General features: G+C 48.5%; 11 protein-coding genes and 1 pseudogene. All 12 read left to right on the top strand.

Features of this window, described 5'->3' with window-relative positions; genetic code table 11:
- Nucleotides 1–98: 98 nt before the first annotated feature.
- Nucleotides 99–1,331: pseudogene (locus tag QM657_RS01255) on the top strand (endonuclease Q family protein); the annotation flags it as partial.
- Between the two features lie 29 nt (nt 1,332–1,360).
- On the top strand, nt 1,361–1,990 hold the full coding sequence (nth, locus tag QM657_RS01250) for an endonuclease III (protein WP_415064702.1): 630 nt from the start codon (nt 1,361–1,363) through the stop codon (nt 1,988–1,990).
- Between the two features lie 188 nt (nt 1,991–2,178).
- A complete protein-coding gene (locus QM657_RS01245; protein WP_415064701.1) occupies nt 2,179–4,251 on the top strand; it encodes a putative bifunctional diguanylate cyclase/phosphodiesterase in 2,073 nt (690 codons plus the stop codon).
- 48 nt (nt 4,252–4,299) lie between these two features.
- The gene (locus QM657_RS01240; protein ID WP_415064700.1) at nt 4,300–5,814 is read left to right on the top strand and encodes a diguanylate cyclase; all 1,515 of its coding nucleotides are present in this window, start codon (nt 4,300–4,302) and stop codon (nt 5,812–5,814) included.
- A gap of 247 nt (nt 5,815–6,061) precedes the next feature.
- Complete coding sequence (locus tag QM657_RS01235) at nt 6,062–8,617, top strand: EAL domain-containing protein (RefSeq protein ID WP_415064699.1); 2,556 nt, start codon at nt 6,062–6,064, stop codon at nt 8,615–8,617.
- Between the two features lie 18 nt (nt 8,618–8,635).
- Nucleotides 8,636–10,612, top strand: a complete 1,977-nt coding sequence (locus QM657_RS01230) for a methyl-accepting chemotaxis protein (RefSeq protein WP_415064698.1) — start codon at nt 8,636–8,638, stop codon at nt 10,610–10,612.
- 23 nt (nt 10,613–10,635) lie between these two features.
- Nucleotides 10,636–11,520 (top strand): GGDEF domain-containing protein, encoded by an 885-nt coding sequence (locus tag QM657_RS01225; protein ID WP_415064697.1) that lies wholly within the window; start codon nt 10,636–10,638, stop codon nt 11,518–11,520.
- A gap of 119 nt (nt 11,521–11,639) precedes the next feature.
- Nucleotides 11,640–13,373 (top strand): methyl-accepting chemotaxis protein, encoded by a 1,734-nt coding sequence (locus QM657_RS01220; RefSeq protein ID WP_415064696.1) that lies wholly within the window; start codon nt 11,640–11,642, stop codon nt 13,371–13,373.
- Nucleotides 13,374–13,550: 177 nt separating this feature from the next.
- On the top strand, nt 13,551–15,386 hold the full coding sequence (gene recQ / locus QM657_RS01215) for a DNA helicase RecQ (protein ID WP_415064695.1): 1,836 nt from the start codon (nt 13,551–13,553) through the stop codon (nt 15,384–15,386).
- 135 nt (nt 15,387–15,521) lie between these two features.
- Entirely contained in the window at nt 15,522–16,628 is a 1,107-nt protein-coding gene (locus QM657_RS01210; protein ID WP_415064694.1) for a TRAP transporter substrate-binding protein, read from the top strand.
- Between the two features lie 129 nt (nt 16,629–16,757).
- Nucleotides 16,758–18,062: an exonuclease SbcCD subunit D gene (locus tag QM657_RS01205; RefSeq protein WP_415064693.1), complete on the top strand. Its 1,305-nt coding sequence runs from the start codon at nt 16,758–16,760 to the stop codon at nt 18,060–18,062.
- Entirely contained in the window at nt 18,059–21,226 is a 3,168-nt protein-coding gene (locus QM657_RS01200) for an AAA family ATPase (RefSeq protein WP_415064692.1), read from the top strand. The genes QM657_RS01205 and QM657_RS01200 overlap by 4 nt, the downstream gene beginning before the upstream one ends.
- Nucleotides 21,227–21,273 lie beyond the last annotated feature (47 nt).

The following is a 21,273-nucleotide window of genomic DNA, read 5'->3' as shown; positions in this document are numbered from 1 at the left end:
TCCCCTTGGCATAAGAACCAAAGGAAATGTTTACTCCTTGCATGCCCTTCTTGAAAACGATATAATAAAGCATAAATTGACAAAAGCAGGTGGTATTTATGTATATAGCGGATTTACACATCCATTCCCATTATTCCAGAGCGACCAGTAAGGACTGTACTCCGGAATATTTAGATTTGTGGGCAAGGCGCAAAGGAATTGACATCCTTGGAACCGGTGACTTCACCCACCGGGGCTGGCGGGAGGAATTAAAGGAAAAGCTGGTTCCCGCAGAAGAAGGGCTTTATCGATTAAAAGAAGAATTTCTCAGAGACGGTGAGTATGGGACTGAATTTCCTGCTCCCAGGTTCGTGGTTTCAGGAGAAATCAGCTCTATTTATAAGAAAAACGGGAGGGTGAGAAAGGTTCACAGCATCATCCTTCTTCCGGGCCTGGAAGAGGCCGGGGCGCTGGCTGAGAAGCTGGAAGCCATAGGAAACCTCCATTCAGACGGAAGGCCCATTTTGGGACTGGACTGCCGTGATCTTTTGGAAATTGTTCTGGACACCTGTCCCCAGGCCATTTATATTCCGGCACATATCTGGACGCCTCATTTTTCACTGTTCGGAGCATTTTCCGGCTTTGATTCCATTGAGGAGTGTTTTGAGGATTTGACGCCTTATGTTCATGCCCTGGAGACAGGCCTCTCTTCGGACCCATCCATGATAAGAGCGTGGTCTGCCCTGGACCGTTTTCAGCTCATATCCAATTCCGATGCCCATTCTCCAGCCAAATTGGGGAGGGAGGGAAATCTTATGGATATCGATTTGTCCTATACCGGCCTCTGGAATGCGGTTCAAAAGGGAGAAGGGCTGAAAGGAACCATTGAATTCTTTCCGGAAGAGGGAAAGTACCACTATGACGGCCACAGGAAATGCAATCTTTGTCTTTCCCCTGAGGAAGCAAAGCAATACGCCGGCAAGTGTCCCGTATGCGGGCGGAAGCTGACTACCGGGGTGTTCCACCGGATCGAACAGCTGGCTGACCGAAAGGAAGGAGAACTGATTGGAGAGGGAAAATACTTTGAAAAGCTGATTCCCCTGCCTGAGGTCATTGCAGCCTGTGTGGGGTATTCCCCTGCAAGCAAAAAGGTTCAGAGCCAGTATGAGTCCATGGTGAAGAAATTAGGGCCGGAATTTCATATATTGAGGGACCTTTCCCTCCAGGAAATCAGCACCGCCGCAGGCGGTTTGATTACTGAGGGAATCAGGCGGCTGAGAGAGGGAGCTGTGGAGTGGAGCCCCGGATATGACGGGGAATACGGCACCTTCCGGCTGTTTGAACCAGGTGAGACGGGAAAATAAAACAGGAGATAATACGAATGAAAAAAGAACAGATTAAAAATATACTGGATACTTTAGACCGTGTTTATGGGGTGACAAAGGACGGATTTTATTATCAGCAGCCCTGGCAGCTTCTGGCGGCAATCATGCTCAGCGCCCAGAGCACGGATAAGCAGGTGGAAGAGGCTACTCCCTTTCTCTACCGGCGTTTTCAGACGGTGGAACAGGTGGCAGAAGCCCCTTTGGAGGAAATCGAAGCTTCCATACGTTCTGTCGGGCTTTATAAGAACAAAGCGAAAAATTTGAAGAAATGCTGCGCCCAGATCGCAGAAGAATACGGCGGTGAAGTGCCTCAGGATATTGATAAGCTTCTGGCACTGGCCGGGGTGGGGAGAAAGACGGCCACTTTATTTTTAGCGGATGCTTATGGAGTTCCGGGGGTTACTGTGGATACCCACGTGTTCCGGATTTCCAGGCGTCTGGGCTGGGCATCGGGGAAAAATCCGGTGGAAGTGGAGCTGGAGCTGCAGAAGGTTTTGCCCCAGGAATACTGGAACCGGATTAATTTCCAGCTCATCTATCATGGCAGGTCGGTATGCACATCCAGAAAGGCCAGATGCGGGGAATGTGTGCTGGCGGAGTGGTGTGAGAAGAAGCTGGAGAAATAATCGACAAATTTTTCTGTTTTTTTGCAAAGCAGTAATATCTTTCTGAACAAATTATTGGTATAATTAGGATGACCTTGCAGATTATTACAAATTAACCGAAAACAGCCGATATAATAAGTGCAGGGGGAAGTATCGGCGCAGGCTTTGTCAGAAAGTCTCATGCCCGTGATATGGAAAGGCGGTATGGTATGGACGAAAGAGAAAAAACTAAAAAAGGTATGGTAAGATTTCAGCTCCCCGGCGCCTTTCTGCGCACCGCAGACTGTCCCGATGAAATCCAGCCTGAGAAAATAGCCTTAAAAATCACTGCCTTATACTTGATCATGGGAGTCCTGTGGATACTGTTTTCCGACAGGCTTCTTCTTGATTTTGTTACAAATAAGGAACTGGTATCGGCCATCAGCATGGCAAAGGGCTGGCTGTATGTGGTGATCACCGCCATTATGCTGTATTTTTTGATCAAATCGTCGTTTTTGAAGATACAATCCATCAATATTGAGTTGTTGAATTACTATAAAGAGATGAGGGATTTTCATGAAAAGCTGACAGCATCGGAGCAGAAGCTGCAAAAGCAGATCGAGATGCTCAAGGAAAGCGAAGAGAGATACAGGCTGATTTCAGAGACTGCAAATGATGGAATATGGGATGAAAAACGGGGAGAGAGGAATTTTTCCGAACGCTGGTTTGAGATCACCGGCTACACCAAGCAGGACTTGCTGGAATATGAAAGCTGGTTGTCCCTGATCCATCCGGAGGATGCGCCAAAAGTTTTTCAGAAGCTGGAAGAAAACCGGATCAACAGAGACCCCAATTATCTATGCGAATACCGGCTGCGTTACAAGGATGGCGGTTACCGCTGGATTTTGTCAAAAGCCAGACTGATTTTTGACGATACAGGTAAAATCATACGAAGCGCCGGTTCCCATACGGATATATCGGAGCTGAAAAATTACGAAGATGAATTGATGCGCCTTGCCTATGAGGATTACCTGACCCATCTTCCCAACAGAACTGCATTTTATGAGAAAGTGAAGCGGGAGCTGGCCGGATGTCCGGAGCAGAAAAAGGCTCTCATGTTTATCGATATTGATAATTTTAAGTACATAAATGATACCTTAGGCCACGTCTGCGGCGATAAGCTCATATCGGAAATCGGCAAACGGCTGTTGGACTTATCAAGCAGCAGCCAGTCCGTTTACCGGATCGGCGGGGATGAGTTCATTATATTCATTCACCAGTATGAAACCATTGATGAAATCACGGCTATTGCAGAATCGGTGATTCAATCCTTCAGCCACTCCTTTAAGCTGCCGGAATGTACCTTAACGATCACCGTATCCCTGGGAATTGCACTGTACCCGGTTCATGGAAGTGACGTGGATACTCTCTTAAAGTGTGCGGATATGGCCATGTATAAGGCGAAATCAATCGCCCATGGCCGGTATATTTTCTATACCCGCGACATGGATATGAAGGTCCAGGAGCGGATGACCCTGGAAAGTGAGCTGCGCACGGCTTTGGAGCGGGATGAATTCAGCCTTTGCTATCAGCCCCAGATGGACCTTGAGACAGGAAAAATTCACGCTATGGAAGCGCTGCTGCGGTGGAACAATGAAAACCTGGGCTCTGTTTCTCCTTTGAAATTTATCAGCATCGCAGAGGAGACCAACTTAATCAATCCCATCGGAGACTGGGTTTTATTAAATGCATGCAAATTTTTAAAAGAGCTCCATAATCAGGGGTACACCGGACTGTCCGTTTCCGTAAACGTTTCTATCATTCAGCTGATGCAGCAGGACTTTACGGAAAAGGTCATAAAAATACTTTCCCAGGCAGGTGTGGAGCCTGAATACGTTGAACTGGAGATCACAGAATCTGTGCTGATCGAGTCCTATGAGGGAATCAAGGACAAGCTGATGGAATTGAGGGAAAAGGGAATCAGGATCGCCCTTGATGACTTTGGCACAGGATACTCCTCCCTCAGCTATTTGACCCATATCCCCATCAATACGCTTAAAATTGACAAAATTTTTGTAGACACCATTTTAAATGACAGTGACGGAACTTCCCTTACCAGCATGATTATTATGATCGGGCGCAAGCTGGGCCTGTCCATTGTAGCGGAAGGCGTGGAAACAGAAAATCAGCTAATGTATTTAAAAAAGCATAATTGCCACATGATTCAGGGGTATTATTTCAGCAAACCTCTTCCCATGGAAGAAATGGTGAATCTGCTGAATAAGGATAAGGAACTTGAATAAGCGCTTATGTTTGTGATTACGTGACTGCCAAAAGGAGGTTTTAGATTAATGGATATACACGTTTGGTTCATGCTTATTGCAGTCATAGCTTCCGTTGTTCTGATGATATATGCTGTTGCCAATTATAATTCTGAAAGAGCCTTTTTCCTGATTTTTTCGTCTGTCTGCACGTTTTTGTATGCGGCAGGATATCTTCTGGAAATCATTTCGCCTACACTGGAATCGGCTTTTGTGGGTGTCCGGGTGCAGAAGATGGGAACTCCCTTTATTGTCATACTGAATTATCTTTTTCTGCGGGATGTCTATGGAGAAAAGCGGTTTGGCCGCCGCATGTACATCCTGCTCTTTGCCCTCCCGCTGTTTAACGAGTTTACAATTCAGGCATTTCCGCTGGTAAAGCTGCATTATACCCATATTGAATATTTCCGGAACGGCTCCATCGCAAACTGTCACGGATATGCCGGTCCCATGAGTTACATAGCGACGGGGTATAATTTCGTGCTGGTCACTTTGACTCTCCACCGTATTATTAAGAACTTAAAAGAAGGGAGCAGGCAGCAGAGGCACCAGAATCTCTGCCTTCTGGTATCCATCCTGATTCCTCTTGCGGTCAATATTTACCACACTTTTTCCTATCATTCTCTCAGGCTTGACATAAACCCTTTTGCGGTTGCCGTTTCCACGGCCCTGCTTCTTTATTCCGTCCGAAGTCAGAACCTGTTGAATGTGGTGCCCTTAGCCAGGGCCCAGGTGATCGAATCCATGACAGATGCCTTTATTGTCTGCGGCAGGGACTTCACCTTTCTGGACGCAAACCAGGCGGCCAAGCAGCTTTTTCCTGAACTGAACACCCTTCAGCCCGGCGAAACAATGGAGCAGGTGAAGCGGTTTGAACGGGAGAGCGAGCTGGCCCTTCAGATCGACGGGGAAATGCGTTTTTATAGGATAACCCAGACCCAGATTCTGCAAAACAGCAAAAACAGCGGCATCTGCATCGTGTTCCACGACATTACGGACAAGGAAAACCAGTTGAAGCAGCTCTACGGCAAAGCCACCTTTGATCCTCTGATGCATATTTACAACAGGGCCACTTTCTTTGATCATGCCAATTTTAAACTGGGTGAGGACAACGCAAAAAACAATTCTTACGGGCTGCTGATGATTGATCTCGATAATTTTAAGCTGGTGAATGATACTTACGGCCATTCCTGCGGCGATATTGTGCTGGAAACCATTGCGGTCATTGTGAAGGGCCATTTCCGCAAGAACGATCTCACAGGCCGCTATGGAGGCGAGGAAATCGTTGCTCTGCTGGAAAACATCTCATCGGGGAAAATGGACCTCCTGGTGGAAAGGCTCCGAAAGATCATTGAAAATACCTCCATTCCCTGTCAGGACAATCATTTAAAGGTCACTGTCAGCATCGGAATGGCATATTCTCCTGCCGGAAGCTCTCACAGTCTGGAAGATATGCTGATCCAGGCGGACTGCGCCCTTTATAAAGCCAAGAACAGCGGACGCAACCGCATCTGCCTGTATAAAGAAGCAGAACGGCTCTCGTGATAGATTGAGATTCCGATACTATAATATGTTGAAATAAATTGCATTTTATGGTAAATTATAGATGATACATATGTTGTGATAATATTTTAACGGGAAAAATCGGAACTGAATACAAAATGCTTATGCAGCAAACATATACTGCATTATCGGGTATGGGAAAAAGGTGATCTGCTGTAGTTTTGTATAGTGGATTGCCTTTTATGTATATCCGGAGAGGTACGGTGCGGTTGGGCACCGGGGGTGAGTTATGATGAAAAATAAATATTTCAGGTATATTACTTTACAGGCAGTGACTATGTTGGTGATTTTTATAACGATTGTTTTCCTTCTTTTTCGCTATCAGGAGACAAAGAACAGTTACCTTCTTTCCAGTATTGGACAATCCGTTTCCTATTCTGTGCAGCAGCATGTCTCTATAACAGAGGGCATTCTGGCCTCATTATCCTATAACTACGAAATTGATCACAGTATTGACAAGCAGAAGTTTGACATTCTGGCAGCTCAATATATGAAAGAAAATCCCGATATCCTTTACATTCAGCATAAAGACAAGGACACCATCACAGACATGGTATTTCCGGATACTTATGCCTATACCATAGGCGCTACCTTAAAAGGGCGCCCGGAGGTGGAAGAGGCCATCAATAAGGCCATTGGGCAAAGGATCACAACGGTCAATGACCCCTTTATTCTTCAGGGGAGCGAGGATATGCTTGGTCTGGTCATCCGGTATCCTCTCTACAAAGAAGAACAGTTTGACGGCTTTTTCGTGGTTGTCTTTGACTTAAAATCTTACATAAACACCATGATTGATGAAGTGATTCCTTCTTCCTACCATATCAGCATTTATGACAGAAAGGGAGGGATTATCCAGGAGGATTCCGCTGCAAAAGGCAGATCGGTACACACCATCCGGGTTCCGGTCATGGATAATTACTGGCTGGTGAGCCTGTGGAAGGAAAACATACCGGAGGGGGGAGAGGCAATCATCTGGCTGGTTCCGCTTATGGTACTCCTTCTGGTGGGAACTCTCATTTTTTTGCAGGCAGACCTTTTCAAAAAGGATGAGGACATCCAGCACCTTGCCAGCCTCCATAAGGAACTGGAAAAGCTGAAGGAAAGCTACACCCTGGCTCTTGCAAGCGCCAATGACGCGCTTTGGGAGTGGAATCTCTTTACAGATGAGGTAATCACCTCAGATAAATGGCTCGATATCACAGGAAATGAGCTGAAAGGACAGGGCTTTGGTGCCATTATCCAGGAGGAGAATATCCACCGGGAGGATTATCAGGACCTGCTGGAGACCTTTGAGATGTGCTTAAAGGGTCTGGTCCGGGAATTCCAGAAGGAATACCGCATAAAAAACAAGGATGGCAGCTATACCTGGGTTTTAAACCGGGGAAAGATTTACTTTGACGAGACCAATGTTCCCAATAAAATAGCGGGAGCAGTGTCCAATATTGAGGAACGAAAGCAAAGGGAATCGAAAATAGAATACATGGCATTTTACGATATGCTGACAGGACTGCCCAATAAGGTCCGGTTCATGAGCATCCTTGAAGATACGCTGAAAGCCATGGAAGAGGAGCCGGGGAAGTATTCGATTTTAATGATTGACCTGGATAATTTCAAGAACCACAATGACCTCCTGGGCTTAGAGGTCTGCGACCAGCTTCTCAATCTGGCAGCCAGCAGGCTGACCCAGATCGCAGGGCCGGAAAATCTGGTGGCCAGATTCGGCGGAGATGAGTTCTTGATCCTGATCAGAAATTACGATGAGCTGGAAGAGGTGGAGGCCATCTGCCAGAGCATTCTGCGCATCTTTAACAATCCGTTTTCCCTGATGAAAAAGTCGGTTTATCTCTCTGTCAGCATCGGAGTGGTCCACTGCTTTGAATGCAGGCAGACCGCAAGCGATGTGCTGCGCAATGCGGATACAGCCCTTAATAAGGCAAAGGAGAGCGGAAAAAATCAATACTGCATTTACGATGCCCAGATGCACGATGACATCATCAGAAAGTCCAGCATTGAGGCGTGTATCAGGGAGGCCCTGGACAAGGACAGCCTGATCATTTACTACCAGCTTCAGCAGGATTTGCGGGAGAATGAGATCAGAGGCGTGGAGGCCCTGGCAAGGCTTCGTTCTGAGGAGCTGGGCATGATTTCTCCTCTTGAATTCATTACGGTGGCAGAATACACGGGACTGATCATCCCTCTGGGGAACTGGATACTGAAAAATGCCTGTATTCAGGGAAAATCCTGGATTGAAAAAGGATATCAGTTTGGAAAGATGTCTGTCAACATTTCCGCATACCAGCTTCATAATGAAAGCTTTTATGACTTTGTAAAGGAAGCTTTGGCTGAAACCGGTTTTCCGGTGGACAGGCTGGAGCTTGAGATCACGGAAAGCGTGCTTTTGGAGTTTTCAAAGGACAATATTGAGACCCTTAAAAAATTCAGAGCCCTTGGCATCAGCATCGCCCTGGATGATTTCGGAACGGGGTATTCATCTCTCAACTACTTAACGGCCCTGCCCATTGATGTTTTAAAAATTGACAAATCATTTTTAGGAAAGGCCATGGAAAGGGAAACGGAGAACCAGGTAATACGCAGCATCACAGAGCTGGCCCATGGGCTGAATTTAAAGGTGGTGTCTGAGGGAGTGGAGACAGCGGAGCAGAAGCAGCTCCTTGAAGAAATGGGGTGCGATTATATTCAGGGCTATTATTTTGCCAGACCAAACGATGCGGATAAGGTTGAAGAATGGTTTACAACAGAAAAATTGAAGCGGGAACCGCTTTAGGAAAGCGTTGAGGGTTTTATGATGGAAAGCAAAGGAAAAGAGAGAAAGAAGATTTCGATTAAATTTAAACTGATCCTTTTTACAGGACTTCTGGTTTTAGTTTTAACGGCTGTCAATATGGTCACCGGGCTTCTCACCAGCTATCAGGGGATTTTGAAAAATGTCAGGGCTGACCTCACATCCCTGGGCGCTGTTGCGGACCTGGCTATTTCCGGAAAAATAGAAGGTGTGGCCGGTGATCTGGAGCATGAAGCGGAATCTGATCTTTCGTCGGCTTCTGGGGCAGAGTTACAGGGCATTGCCGATGAGAACGGCTGGCTGTATCTCGCTGTTGCCGATGAGAGCGGCACGATCACAAAGGGGCCTGACGGCTATGAAGGGACCGGCGTGGTTTCCCAGGAGCTTTTTAACAGGGCTCTGGGGGGAGAAACGGTGATCACTTCTCCTTCCGCTGACAGCAATGGAGTTTTTGTCAGCCAGATCTATACTCCTATGGGAGGAAAGGTTTTGATTGCGGGAATGGACGGAATGTATTTAAGCAGCCTGATTGCAGATTTGCGGGTCGGAAAGTCAGGAAATGTTTTCATCATAGACAGCACCGGAACCATGATCGCCAATATGAGGCCGGAGCTCGTCCAGAAACAGCAGAATTTTATCGAGATGTCAAAGACAGATAAAAATTATGCATCGGCAGCAAGGGTGTATTCCAAGATGATCACCGGAGCTGTGGGCGTGGATACGTATTCCTATGCAGGTGTTGAGCGAATCTGCTACCATTCTCCGGTGAGCGGAGGCAGCGGCTGGTATCTGGGGGCAGTGGCTCCGGTGAAAGAGATGACTTCTTCCATCCGTACGATCGGCTTTTCCCTGGCAGCGGTTTCTATCCTCATGCTGATTTCCGGCATTGTGGCAGCGGTTTTGTTTGCAGGAAGGATTGCAGACCCTCTTATTACGATTACAAAACGGATGAAGCTGCTTGCAGAAGGAAATTTAACGGAAGAAACTCCCCGTATTAACAGCAGGGATGAGATCGGAGAGCTTTCCGGAAGCATTGAAAGCTCCATCAGAACTCTTTCCCTCTATGTGGAGGACATCACCAGCAACATGGAGCGGATTGCGGCAGGCGATCTCACCACAGGCCCGGCCCAGCCTTACATCGGCGATTTTAAGCGGATTGAAACAGCCATCGGTGACTCTGTCCATAACCTTTCTTCCACCCTTTCTCTCATTCATTTGGCAGCACAGCAGGTGAACACCGGCGCCAGTCAGGTTTCAGACGGAGCTCAGGACCTTGCGGCAGGGGCTACAGAACAGGCCGCCTCGGCAGAGGAGCTGAGCGCTTCCGTGGATAAGATAGCCGGACAGGCGTTTGAGAATTCCTCCAATGTCAAACTGTCGGCACAGTACGTGGAAGAGGCGGGAGCCGGAATCAGCGAGAGCGACGGCCTCATGAAAAAGCTTACGGAGGCTATGGCAGTCATCAGCGATTCCTCTGACCAGATCACAAGCATCACCAAGGTGATTGAAGATATTGCATTCCAGACGAATATTCTGGCCCTGAATGCAGCTATTGAGGCTGCACGGGCAGGAGAGGCAGGAAAGGGATTTGCCGTTGTGGCCGATGAGGTCCGGAATCTGGCATCAAAGTCCTCGGAAGCGGCAAAGCGGACGGCAGGGCTGATCCAGCATTCGGCTGAAGCGGTGGAGGAAGGGTCTGGAATAGCCCTCCAGGCCGCCCAGGTTCTGCACCGTGCCAAAGAAAGCGCTGAGAAGGTGGAACAGAGCATTGCAAAGATCGAGCGGTCCTCTGTGGAGCAGGCAGAGGCTATTGAACAGATCAAGCTGGGACTTTCCCAGGTTTCCGCTGTCGTCCAGACCAATGCGGCTACTGCTGAGGAAAATTCGGCAACCAGCGAAGAAATGTCGGCTCAGGCTCTGGCGCTGCAGGGCGAGGTTGAGAGGTTTAAGCTTGGCCGGGGAGACAAAAGAGGCTGATGAGCGCGGGGAGGAATATGAATTTGGAAAAATATAAGCCACTGATTGATAAAATGAAGGTTTTTGAAAAGACCTACGATATTATGCGGATTGTAGACCCGATGGAAAAAATAGTGATCGAGTCGGAAGAAGATAAACTCACCATGTCAGATGCCACGTGCTTTGACTTCTGGGAAAGAGGCCAGATGTGTCAAAATTGCATTTCCATGCGGGCATACAATGAGGATGATATCTTTTATAAAATGGACTACAAGGAAAATCAGATTTTTATGATCACCGCAGTTCCCGTATGGCTGGAGGGAAAGCGGCTGATCATTGAGCTCATCAAAGACGCTTCAAGCAACATGATTTTGGGGGAGAAAAACAGTGACGGAGAAGTGAATAACTTATCCATGATCGAGTTTATGGGACAGGCAGCGGTAAGGGATTCCCTGACCGGGTTATATAACCGCAGATATATTGACGAAAGGCTTCCGGTGGACTTGCGGAACGCTGCTTTAAAAAATGAGCCGCTGTCCGTTGTCTTCGCTGACATCGATTTCTTTAAGGCGGTAAACGACACCTATGGCCATCCGGCGGGAGACGTGGTGCTGAAGGAATTTTCCAGGGAGATGGAGAAGTTTGTACGAAAGGACAGAGACTGGGTAGCCAGATTCGGAGGGGAGGAATTTTTTATCTGTCTGCCCAAAGCAGACCTTGAAACCGCCAGAAAGGTGGCGGAGCGGATGCGGGCGGAAATAGAAAAAAGGGAATTTCTGATAGAAGGAAGTGCCATTAAAATGACCTGCAGCTTCGGAGTGTATGCGGTCTGCGGGGACGATGGCTGCCTCACTGCCGAGGGTGTAATCAGGCTGGTGGACCGGAATTTATACCAGGCAAAAAGCCTTGGCAGAAACCGGGTGGAATAGAATCCCTTTTTTCTTCGGGGGATAAGGGATATTGTTGAAAAATGTCATTTTTTGTGGTAGATTATAGGAAAGAATAAAAGGCAGTGAGAATACTATAATTCTATTTTGGAGGTACCTTTATGAGAAGTACACTTGGAACCGGGACCCGAAAAGACAGCTTTATGAAGAACCTGACCGTGGGCAGAAAATTGACCGCAGGATTTGGCATTGTACTGGTATTGATGGTGTTGTCTGCTGTGATTTCCCTGTACAGCATCAACAGCATCGGGCGACAGGTCAACCTGTACGGAACGTATACGGTACCCAATGCAGAGCGTGTGAGAAGTATGCAGGTGAGTATGCAGGCCATTCTTTACAACCTGCTGGAAGGGATTGATACAGAGGATGCCCAGGTGTCCAAGGCGCATTTTGACCAGGCTGCCAATTACGGAAAGAGTGTGGTAGCGGAACTGGATGCCTACCAAAATAATCAGAGAAACCGTGACCGTGACAAGGATATTGAAAATCTTCGCGCCGTAATAAAGGAAGCCGCTGCCAGGAGGGTGGAGATCAGCGAGCTTATTTCAGACCCTTCGGCAGCCAATAAGACGAAGGCTAAAGAATTGTACCGCGGGGAATATAAACCGAGAATTGATCAGGCGATGGACATCCTGCTGGGCTTTTCCACAACTGCAAAGGACCGGGCAGTGCAGCAGAATGCTGACTCCCAGGACTCCATCCGGACCTCCTGGATGCTGATTATTTCCTGTATGGCAGTATCCCTTGTGCTGGCAGCAGCCGTGATTGCAGCCATCCGAAACTCCATTTTAACTCCGGTTAAAGAGATCGTAGAGGTTTATAAGGAGATTGCTAAAGGCAATAAACAGGTCAATATCTCCTATGAAAGCCGGGATGAAATGGGACAGATGGCAGCCCTCATCCGGGGAGCCAACAGGCAGGAAGGCGTTATCATTGAAGATGTCATAAAGAAGTTCACCCAGATATCCCAGGGAGATTTGCAGCTTCATGTCGATACCGATTATCCAGGTGATTTTGCTCTTATTAAACGGACCATTGAAAATACGGTTGCAGTCTTGAACCGGACCATGCACACCATCAATAATGCGACGGAACAGGTCAGCATCGGAGCTTCCCAGGTTTCCAGCGGCGCTCAGGCTCTGGCGGCAGGCTCTACGGAGCAGGCAGCTTCAGTGGAAGAGCTGGCGGCTTCCATCGGCAGGATCGCAGAGCAGGCAGCGGAAAATTCCTCCAATGTCAGAATGGCAGCTCAGTATTCTGAGAAAGCGGGCGAGGGAGTCAGTGCAGGCAACCGGCATATGGAACAGCTTACCGCCGCAATGGAGGATATCGGCTCCTCTTCCAGCCAGATCACCAATATCACAAAGGTGATTGAAGATATCGCATTCCAGACTAATATTCTGGCTTTAAACGCTGCTATTGAAGCCGCCCGTGCAGGAGAAGCGGGAAAAGGCTTTTCCGTTGTGGCTGATGAGGTCCGCAGCCTTGCGGCCAAATCAGCAGAGGCAGCCAGACAGACGACAGAGCTGATTCAGGGATCGGTGGAAACCGTATCCAGGGGAGCTCAGCTTACAGGAGAGACTGCCCGGATTTTACAGGAACTGGGGATAAACGCCAGACAGGTGACAGAGCTCATGGCTAAGATCGAGGAGGCATCTGCGGAACAGGCCAATGCAATTGTGGAGATCAATCAGGGCCTTAGCCAGGTTTCCGCCGTGGTTCAGACCAATGCGGCCACTGCCGAGGAAAACTCCGCCACCAGTGAAGAGATGTCCGCACAGGCGGAAGCGTTACGCGACGAAGTAGGAAAGTTCAGGCTCAGTTCCCAGAGGTGACGGGACAGGGCATAAGTGATAAAATGAGCGGCTGGCTCCATCTCTCTGGAGGTGGAGCCGGACAGCTTTTAAAAGTCATTTCTCTCCCCTTTCCGGGGATTATAAAAATCATTTCCATTTTCTTTCAAGCCTTTTCGGGCATACATTTATCACGAATTTAAGGAGAAAAGCAGTTTCATGAATAAAAATCAGATATTAAAACAGTATTTTGGTTACGACACTTTCCGGGAAGGCCAGGAAATTTTGATCGATACCATTTTGTCCGGACGGGATGCTTTTGGAATTATGCCCACAGGTTCGGGAAAGTCCTTGTGCTTTCAAATACCGGCACTGATGATGGGAGGGATCACTCTGGTCATATCTCCTCTCATTGCCCTGATGAAGGATCAGGTGGCAGCTTTAAATCAGGCTGGAGTTTTTGCGGCCTTTTTAAACAGCTCTTTGACAGCCAGCCAGTATCATAAGGCTCTGGCATTTGCAAGGGAAGGAAAATATCCGATCATTTACGTGGCTCCGGAGCGTCTGGTGACGGAAGAGTTTCTGGATTTTGCCCGCAATGCTGAAATTGCCATGGTGGCAGTGGACGAAGCCCACTGCGTATCCCAATGGGGCCAGGATTTTCGTCCCAGCTATTTAAAAATCGTGGATTTTATCAACCAGCTTCCCGTGCGCCCGGTGGTAAGCGCATTTACCGCCACAGCCACTAAGGAGGTAAGAGAGGATATCATTGACATCCTCATGCTCCGGGAGCCGGAGGTAGTGACCACGGGCTATGACAGGCCTAACTTATATCTGGGGGTGCAGGCGCCAAAGGATAAGTACGCTGCGGTGAAAAACTTCATTGACACTCATCCGAACCAGTCGGGAATCATTTACTGCCAGACCAGAAAGCTGGTGGAAGAGGTCTGTGACAAGCTGGGGAGGGACGGAATTTCCGTAACCAGGTATCACGCCGGGTTGAGCGATAAAGAGCGGCACCAGAACCAGGATGACTTCATCTTTGACCGGTATCAGGTCATGGTCGCGACCAATGCATTCGGCATGGGAATTGACAAGTCCAATGTCCGGTTTGTCCTTCATTACAATATGCCCAAGAGCATTGAAGAGCTGTATCAGGAAATCGGACGGACCAGCCGGGATCAGGAGCCGGGAGAATGCATCCTGTTTTACAGCGGACAGGATGTGGTGATGAATCAGTTTTTCATTGACAACAATCAGGACAATCAGGAGCTTGATGCTCTCTCCAGAAAGATTGTGACGGAGCGTGACCGGGAGAGGCTTAAGAAGATGACGTATTACTGCTTTACCAATGAATGCCTGCGGGATTATATTCTGCGGTATTTTGGGGAGTATGGGTCTAATTACTGCGGGAATTGTGTAAATTGTCTGACCCAATTTGAAACCGTCGATGTGACGGACATTGCAAAGGCTTTGATCGGCTGTGTGTCTTCCGGCAGGCAGAGGTATGGGGTAAATGTGATCATTGATACGGTTCATGGGGCCAATACGGCCAAAATACGGCAGTACCGGATGGATGGCAATCCCCATTACGCTTCCCTGGCTAAGACTCCTTCTTATAAATTGCGGCAGGTGGTGAATCATCTGATGCTGAAGGAGTATTTGACAGTGACAAATGATGAATATTCCATTGTAAAGCTGACGGCTGATTCTGAGAAGCTTATGGAAAGCCAGGAACCTGTCATGATGAAGATGGCAAAGGAACAGGAGCCTGTTTTAAGGGAGAAAGCGGGTAAGAAGGCGAAAAAACCAAAGCTCGCCGGTGTTGAGCTGACCGGGCAGGATGAGGTTTTGTTTGAAAAACTGAGAAAGCTGCGGGCGGAGATCGCCAGGGAGGAAAAGGTTCCGCCTTATATCGTATTTTCCGATAAAACTCTGGTACATATGTGTGCAATGAAGCCGAAAACAAAGGCGGAAATGCTGGCTGTGTCAGGTGTCGGAGAGTTTAAGTATGAAAAGTATGGAGAGCGGTTTTTGCAGTGCCTGGAACCGTGACCTTGTGATATAAAACATTTCCAATTACGATAAAAGACACCATTCTGGATATAATATGGCTTATGAGAAGTTGATTTAACTTCCCATAAAAGCAGCACCCAACCATTAACCAGACTGGGAGGAATGAATATCATTATGAAAAGATCAATGGTTTTACCTGTTTTTATTGCTGTGGCATTGAGCCTGACGGGCTGCGGTCCGGATTCTGCCGGGAAGAAAAGCTCGGAAACTACCCTTGCGGAGAACAGTGAGGCAGCAGCAGCTCAGGCGACGGCAGAAGCGGCACAGCCCGGTTCCAGAGAGCCGGAGCTGGTTTTTAAATACGGAGAGGTAAACCCGGAAGAAAATATTATTGCCAAGGTTGGCTTTAAATTTGCAGAATACGTGGATGAGCTGTCTGACGGCCGGATTAAGATTGAAGTATATCCCAGTGATGCCCTGGGCGATGAAAAACATTCCCTTTACGTATTGCAGCGGGGAGGGGGACAGGTTGATATGTATAGAGGAAATACCAGCCAGTTGACCGGATATGGGTTTAAAAACCTCAATCTGTTCGGCCTTCCTTACGTTTTTGAAAGCCGTGAGGGGATGTGGAAGGTTTTGGAGGATGAAGAGCTGGGGAGGAAGTTTTTATCAGAGGGAAGTGAGATCGGAGCAGGGATGGTGGGACTGTTCTATACCGATGAAGGTCCCCGCAACCTGTTCACCTCAAGGGAAATCAAGGGACTGGAGGATATCAGAAATAAGAAAATCCGTGTTCAGGAGTCCGTCCTGATGATGGACACCATATCTGCCCTGGGAGCACAGCCTGTTCCCATGCCCTACAGCGAGGTTTACGGAGCGTTGGGGACAGGGGCCATAGATGGTGCGGAAAATCCTCTGACCGCCTACATTTCCAGCCGGTTTTATGAGGTAGCTCCTTACTATCTGATGAGCGAACATGTTTACAGCCCAGGAATCGTTTTGATGGCGGAAGAAAAGTGGAATGCCTTAAGTGAAGAGGATAAGAACATTCTGCTCAAAGCCGGGGAAATGGCTTCCCAGTGGAATAAGGAGCAGATCGAAGAAGAGGAAGAGACGCTGCGCGGTCAGTTGGATGAATTAGGGGTTATTGTCATTGAAATGACACCGGAAGAAAGGGAAAGGGCGGAGCAGGAAGAAGCAATCGTCAGAACCAGCTTCACGCCGGGGCTGGAAGACCTGTTAAACAGAATGATTGAGGTTCAAAATATTCAGGAATAAACACGCCAAGCCCTGACCTGGCAGGAAAATTATGCCTGTTCACTGGGCCTGTATTATGGTATGATTGGAGTACTTTATGATACAGTCCCATGAGGCGAATCTGCCCTGGGGGTAAGGAGTGAGCAGTGCATGAAATTATTTCATTTATCTGATTTACACATTGGAAAACAATTAAACGGCTACAGCTTAAGAGCCAATCAGGAGGCGGTTCTTTGCCAGATCGTGGATTATGCGTCAGAAGAACATCCGGATGCAATCCTGATCTGCGGCGATATCTATGATAAAACAGCGCCTTCCGGGGAGGCCTATACCATATTCAGTAATTTTCTGGAATCCATTTCTCAAATAAAGCCCCGGATTCCGGTTCTCATCATTGCAGGAAATCACGACTCTCCGGAGCGGCTTTCCTATGCAAGTCCGTTTCTGGAGAAGCATTCCATCCATATGTCCGCATTTCTGCCCGGAAGCTCTAAGGTGAATTTGCCCTCCGGGCAAAGAGAGGACCCCCTGGGGGGTAAGGTGAATTTGCCCTCCGGGCGAAGAGAGGCCCCCCTGGGGGGTAAGGTGAATTTGCCCTCTGGGCAAAGAGAAGATCCCCTGGGGGATGAGGAATATTTGAAAAAGGTGGTGCTGGAGGATGAATACGGACCGGTGAACTTCTATTTTCTTCCTTTTTTAAAGCCCGGATATGTGAGGCCTCTTTTCGGAGAGAACCAGCCTTTGGGGTATGAAAGTGCTGTGAAAGCAGTTTTGGAACGGGAGCAGATCGATTTTAATCAGCGGAATGTTTTGCTGTCCCACCAGTTTTACGGATCAGGGGGCAAGGACCCGGAAACCTGCGAATCTGAGCAGGCAGTCATTATGGCGGGAGGGCTGGACCGGGTGGATGTGTCGGTCCTGCCTGATTTTGATTACATTGCTCTGGGCCATATTCACGGAAGCCAGAAGGTGGGAAGCAGCCGGATTCGGTACTGCGGAACGCCTTATAAGTACTCGGTCAGCGAGGAGTTTCATAAAAAATCTGTTACAGTGGCAAAGCTGGGAAAAAAGGGAGAGGAGCCGGAACTGGAATTTCTCCCTTTAAAAGGGATTCAGGATGTGAGAAAGGAGCGGGGAAGTCTGGCGGAGCTTTTGGAGCGGGCAGAGGAAGGAACACGCCACGATTTTGTCAGCATCACTCTTACTGATGAAGAGGAGCCTTACCGCGTCAGAGAGCGGCTGGAGGAAGTGTACAGCCATATTCTGGAAATCCGGGTGGATAACCGGCGGACAAGACAAAAGCTGATGGAGCAGGCGGAGGAGGTTCCGGTCTTAAAGCCTTTGGAGGCATTCCGCCAGTTTTATAAGGCAGTAAGGGGCGGAGAAATGACAAAGGAAGAAGAAATTGCCATGGAACGGATCGTGCAGGAAGCAAAGGAGGAGGAAGGCATATGAAACCGCTTCATCTTACTATGTCCGCCTTTGGTTCCTACGGTGGAACGGAAACGGTGGATTTCGAGAAAATAGGTCACGGAATATTTCTGATCACAGGAGATACAGGAGCTGGAAAGACCACCATCTTTGATGCCATATCCTTTGCACTGTTTGGGGAATCCAGCGGACAAAGGCGGGAGCCATCGATGATGCGCAGCCAGTACGGGGAAGAGGAGGAGACTTACGTTTCCCTGCGGTTTTCCCAAAGAGGCCAGGTTTATGAGGTCACAAGAAGTCCTTCCTATACCCGGATCAGCAAAAGAAAGAATAAAAACGGAGAATATACTGCGGTTCCTGTTTCCGCAAAGGTGAGTTTTCTCCTTCCTGACGGCAGCGAATATCCGGGCAGCATACGGGATATCAACCAGAAGATACAGGAAATCCTGGGAGTGGACCAGAACCAGTTTTTCCAGATCGCCATGATCGCCCAGGGAGATTATTTGAAGCTTCTTCACGCTTCTTCCAGAGAACGGAAGGAAATATTTTCCAGGATTTTCAACACGGGAATATACAGCCGGATTCAGGCGAAGCTGAAGGAGAGGAACGGCCTGATCTATGATAATCTGGAGGAAAAACGGCTTCTGTGTTCCCGTGAGCTCAAAAATATAGAGCTTTTAGAGGGAAGTTCTTATGATGAGAGATGGCAGGAACTTTTGGGATTTAAGGAAACAAAAGCTGAGGAGATCAGGGACTTTTTAAAAGCTGTTATAAATGAGATAAAGGAGAGAGAAGGCCAGATTCAGGAAGAAAAAGAAGCTGGCGGGAGGCTTCTTTCTGAGGCAGAAAGCCAGTTGAGCCGGGCAGAAGAGATCAACCGGCTTTTTGCCGGCCTGGAACAGGCTGTTGCCGGTTTACAGGCCCTGGAGGCTCAAAAAGACCGGTGGCAGGAACTGGAAGAGCAGTTGAACGCCGCCAGACAGGCGGACCGGGCAGGAGTGGCGGAAAGTGCTTACGCTGAAAAAAGGAAAGAATATCAGTCCTCTCTGGAAAAGCTGGCCGGGCTGGAAAAGGAACTGGAACGGTTAGGCCAGGCTCTTATCAATGCAAAAAAAGAGGCAGAGGAAAGCAAAGAGCGTTCGGATAAAGAGGTTCCGGAGCTTTCAGCTCTTATGGTCAGGCTGGAGGAGTCCATGCCTTTGTATGAGCAGTGGAGGGCTGGATGGGGGGCTTATGAAGGAAAGCGGCTGGAGGGAGAGAAGTTTGCAATACGCCTGCAGCAGATGGAAGAGGAACTGGCGGAATTAAAGGGACGCCTGTCAGCCGATGAGGTGAAACAGGGGATTCTGGAAGAGAAGTCCCGCCGTCTGCCGGAGATCAGGCAGAAGAAGGTCAAGGCAGCGGAAGGGCAGCAGGCTTTAGAGGGCCTTGCCCTGGCTTTGGAGCGTCTGGAAAAGGACACTGTAAAAAAAGAAGAGCTCCAGAGGCAGATTGTCAGAGAGCAGGAATATTGTGAGCAGGCAGAATCGGCATACAATGACATGTACCGGGAGTTTCTGGCTCAGCAGGCGGGAATTATGGCTGAGAAGCTGGAGGAGGGACATGCCTGCCCTGTCTGCGGCTCGATTCATCATCCTCATAAAGCAGAATTAACTCAAGGAGCCGTCACTCAGGATGAGGTTGAACAGGCAAAGGAAAAGAGAAATCAGGCAGAGGAACGGCGGGCTAAAGCAGCAGAGGCGGGCATTATGGCCGTGGAAAGCTGCCGCCATCAGGAAGAGCAGATTGAAAAAGAGGTTTTAAAATGGTTTGGAAATGTTCTTTCTTTGGAATGGCTGAAAACCGGACTTGGGCAGGAACTGGAGACATTTCACAATCTTTTAAAGTCAGCGGAACAGGAAGAACAGGAAGCTCTGGAAGCGGAAGTCCTGTTAAAGGAAACTTTGGAAGCCCGCAGCAAGGGCCGGAAAAGGCTGGAGGAGCTGGAGCCTGCCAGAGATCAGGCCAGGAATCTTTTACAGGAGAAAAAAGAGGAGGCTGCCGTTCTTTTGGCAAAAGCAGACCATTTAAAAATCCGATTGCCGGAAATAGATGAAAAAGAGGCAGTAAAAAAGCTGGAAGCCTGCAAAAAACGAAGAGAAGAACTGGTGAAAGCCGTAGAACTGGCAGAAGAGCATCTGCGCTCTGTTTCGGAAATGGAAAAGGAAATGAAGGGACGCATGATTTCCCAGAAGGAAAACGGGGAAGCAGTCCGTCTTGATATGGAGCAGGCATATGACGCCTACTGCACTGCCTTATCGGAGCTGGGCTTTTCCTCAGAGGAGGAATACCGCAGAGCAAAACAGCCGCCGGAAATCAGAAGGCAGTGGGAGGAAAGCATAAGCCGCTATGAAAATGACCTATTAAAGGCCCGCACCGTGGAAGGCCAGTACCGGGAGCAGACAGCAGGCCGGGAAAAGGTGGAAACCGGTCCGTGGACTGAGCAGGCGGACATGCTCCGAGGCAGGCAGAAACAGCTTCAAACAGAAGAAATACGGATCAACGGAATCCTGGGCAGGACTGTCCGGGCGGAAGAAAATTTAAAGAAGCTCTGGAAGGAACAGGAGCAGTTAAATGAAGAATACCGCCTGTACCACACCCTGTTTCAGACTGCCAATGGGAAGATGACCGGCTCTGCCAGCCTGGATTTTCAGACGTATGTCCAGCGGCAGTATTTTAATCAGATGATACAGGCTGCAAACAGCAGGCTGAAGGTGATGACCGATGGCAGGTTTCTTTTGCAGTGCAGGGAACTGGACTCTCTGGGAAAGCAGGGAGAAGTGGGGCTTGATTTGGATATTTACAGCATGGACGCGGATAAGGTACGGGATGTGAAGACCCTTTCCGGAGGGGAGTCCTTTTTGGCGGCACTGTCCATGGCGCTTGGGATGGCGGACATCATCCAGCGCACCGCAGGAAATGTGTCTATTGACGCTCTTTTTATTGATGAAGGATTTGGTTCTCTTGATGAGGAGTCCAGGCTTAAGGCGGTCCGCATTCTGCAGGAGCTGGCCGGGGAACGAAGGCTCATTGGAATCATTTCCCATGTGACGGAATTAAAGGAGCAGATCGGGAAAAAGCTTCTGGTGAAAAAGACGGAAAAGGGAAGTAAAATCCAGTGGGATATGGATGTGAGAGAGGAAGTGTGAGAAATACATTTCGAACAAGTGTTTGCAAAGCGAAGATAAATGTGTTA

It is taken from the genome of Lacrimispora sp. (genome assembly GCF_047605665.1).
Lineage (GTDB): Bacteria > Bacillota > Clostridia > Lachnospirales > Lachnospiraceae > Lacrimispora.
Note: the sequence above shows the minus strand (reverse complement) of the source record. Positions and strands in the feature narration are given on the sequence as shown.